Annotated in this window: 3 protein-coding genes and 1 pseudogene; all 4 read left to right on the forward strand. The window is 66.7% G+C overall.

The annotated features are described in order from the left end of the window. A pseudogene (locus tag JCM9942_RS19155) lies at positions 1-172 on the forward strand (tRNA (adenosine(37)-N6)-threonylcarbamoyltransferase complex transferase subunit TsaD); the annotation flags it as partial. A 147-nt stretch (positions 173-319) separates the two neighbouring features. After that, entirely contained in the window at positions 320-679 is a 360-nt protein-coding gene (folB, locus tag JCM9942_RS13690) for a dihydroneopterin aldolase (RefSeq protein WP_054660366.1), read from the forward strand. Between the two features lie 148 nt (positions 680-827). Further along, positions 828-2,090, forward strand: a complete 1,263-nt coding sequence (locus JCM9942_RS13695) for a mechanosensitive ion channel family protein (protein WP_054660368.1) — start codon at positions 828-830, stop codon at positions 2,088-2,090. A 115-nt stretch (positions 2,091-2,205) separates the two neighbouring features. Further along, a partial coding sequence (locus JCM9942_RS13700; RefSeq protein ID WP_304941148.1) for a glycoside hydrolase family 3 N-terminal domain-containing protein occupies positions 2,206-2,664 on the forward strand: 459 nt, incomplete at its 3' end.

Raw genomic sequence — 2,664 nt, forward strand, 5'->3', positions numbered from 1 at the left:
CCGTGGCGGCCGGGTGTGTTTCCCGCGTCCGGCGCTGTGCACCGACAACGGCGCGATGATCGCCTTTGCCGGTGCCCTGCGCCTGCAGGCCGGCCAGCACAGTCCGGCCGAGATCAAGGTCACTCCGCGCTGGGATATGGCCACGCTGCCGCCGCTGCACGCCGGCACCTGAGCAACGCTGCGGCACAGATGGCCGCCTTCCCGATGAAGGCGGCCAATGGGCACGAAAACCCGCGTATTTGGCCAAGTGCCGTCAGCATCCACCGCAGACTCAGCAAGCTGCCGTTACCATGGCCATTCATTCACTGCGACGGATGCAATGGACAAGGTATTCATCGAAGGGCTGGAAATCGACGCCCTGATCGGCATCTACGACTGGGAGCGGCGTATCCGCCAGACGCTGGTGTTCGATCTGGAAATGGGCTTTGACAACCGCAAGCCTGCCGCCAGCGACGACATCGTCGACACGCTCAACTACAAGGCTGTGAGCAAGCGCCTGATGGAGTTCGTGCGCGCCTCCGATTTCGGCCTGGTGGAAACACTGGCCGAGCGTTGCGCGCAGATCGTGCTGGACGAGTTCAACGTGCACTGGCTGCGGTTGAAGCTGAGCAAGCCCGGTGCGGTGCGTGGCGCTCGCGCGGTCGGGGTGATCATCGAGCGCACGCGCGCGGCGGACTGAAATCCCGCCTGACTTTGCCACGTCCGGCGGTGGGCCGGGCGCGGCAGCGGCACGCCCTCCTTCTGATCGCCACCCGCGACGGCCCGGCCCATCCGCGGCGGGGGCTGGAGGTGCGTTGCTGCAATCCCAACAAGAGGAACAACACGCGATGGCGGTAATCGGAATCCGTTGGCTGGACCAGTTGGAAAACCTGCTGGCGCCGTATCCCATGGCCTATCCGGCGGTGGTGCTGGTGGCCCTGCTGCTTCTGGCCTGGCTGGCCAACTTTCTCACCAAGCACATCCTGCTGCGTGGTCTGCGCAAGGTGATCGAGCGCTTCTCCGGCCCGCAGCACAGCGCCCATCACTCGCTGCGGGTGGTCGCCCGCCTGGCCAATATCGTGCCTTCGGTGGTGATTGCCGTCGGCCTGGCGATCGTGCCGGAACTGCCACCGGGACTGGTCAAGGGCCTGCAGGCCCTGGCGCACTCGTGGACCGTGCTGACCATCGCGTTGGCGGTGTCGCATGCCCTGGATGCGTTCAACGCGTTCTACGAGCGCCGCGCCGATGCGCGCAACAAGCCGATCAAGGGCTTTCTGCAGGTGGCCAAGATCGTGGTGTTCGTGTTGGCCGGGCTGTCGATCGTGGCCACGCTGGCGGGAGTGAAGCTGCTGCACGTGATCACCGGCCTGGGCGCGGCCACGGCGGTGTTCATGCTGATCTTCCAGGACACCATCCTGTCGCTGGTGGCCAGCGTGCAGATCAGCGGCGATGGCCGGGTTCGGATCGGCGACTGGATCGAGATGCCCAGCCAGAACGCCGATGGCGACGTGATCGACATCGCCCTGCACACCGTCACCGTGCAGAACTTCGACAAGACCGTCACCACCATCCCGACCAAGAAGCTGGTCACCGAGTCGTTCAAGAACTGGCGCGGGATGCAGGAGTCGGGCGGGCGCCGGATCAAGCGTTCGCTGTATCTGGACCAGCACAGCGTGCGGTTTCTCGATGCGCCGGGGCTGGAGCGGCTGGGCCAGTTCCACCTGCTCGACGACTACCTGGCCAGCAAGCAGCAGGAGCTGGGGCAGTGGAACGCGCAACTGGCCGCGCAGCACCCGGAGCCGGTCAACGCGCGCCGCTTGACCAACCTGGGCACGTTCCGCGCGTATATCGAGCGCTATCTGCGCAGCCATCCGGACATCAGGCAGGACATGACGCTGCTGGTCCGCCAGCTGGCGCCCACCCCGCAGGGTCTGCCGCTGGAGATCTACTGCTTTGCGCCCACCGAGTGGGCAACCTACGAACGTACCCAGTCCGATGTGTTCGACCACCTGCTGGCGATCCTGCCGGAGTTCGGTCTGCGGGTGTTCCAGGAGTCCAGCGACGCGATGTTGATGAGTGTGCGTGAGCAGCGCATAGCGCCGCGGGACTGAACAAGGCCGGTGTCGCCAGGCCGGCCGGTGGCCTGCAGGTCCGCGCTGGCCCGGCGCTTAACATGCGCGGCGCTAGAATCCGCGCTTTGCAGCTGTCTTGCCCAAAGGACTTCCGGTGGCCTCGGACCGTATCGAATCGCTGATCGCGCGCATGACCGTGGAGGAAAAGGTCGGGCAGCTGGGGGTGTTCGCCGACATGGTCCGTCCGTTCGCGCCGGACGTGAACCCGGAGGCGAACGTGCGCAACGCCGAGCAGGTGCTCGAGCAGGTGCGCGCCGGCCGGGTCGGCTCGCTGTTCAACGGTGTCGGCGTTGAAGCCGGGCGCCGCATCCAGCAGGTCGCGGTGGAGCAGAGCCGGCTCGGCATTCCGGTGATCCTGGCCGCCGACGTGATCCACGGCATGCGCACGGTGTTTCCGATCCCGCTGGGCGAAGCGGCCAGCTTCGAACCGGAGCTGGCCCGCCGCACCGCCCGCGCCACGGCGGTCGAAGCCACAGCGGCAGGTATCCACTGGACCTATGCGCCGGCAGTGGATATCGCCCGCGACCAGCGCTGGGGCCCGCGGTGCCGAGGG

Origin of the sequence: Stenotrophomonas pictorum JCM 9942 (genome assembly GCF_001310775.1) — a bacterium.
GTDB classification, from domain to species: domain Bacteria; phylum Pseudomonadota; class Gammaproteobacteria; order Xanthomonadales; family Xanthomonadaceae; genus Stenotrophomonas; species Stenotrophomonas pictorum.

Excerpts from the sequence above, each read along its gene's own strand:
- folB (WP_054660366.1), top strand. The coding sequence starts at position 320 with ATGGACAAGGTATTCATCGAAGGGCTGGAAATCGACGCCCTGATCGGC.
- JCM9942_RS13695 (WP_054660368.1), top strand. The coding sequence starts at position 828 with ATGGCGGTAATCGGAATCCGTTGGCTGGACCAGTTGGAAAACCTGCTG.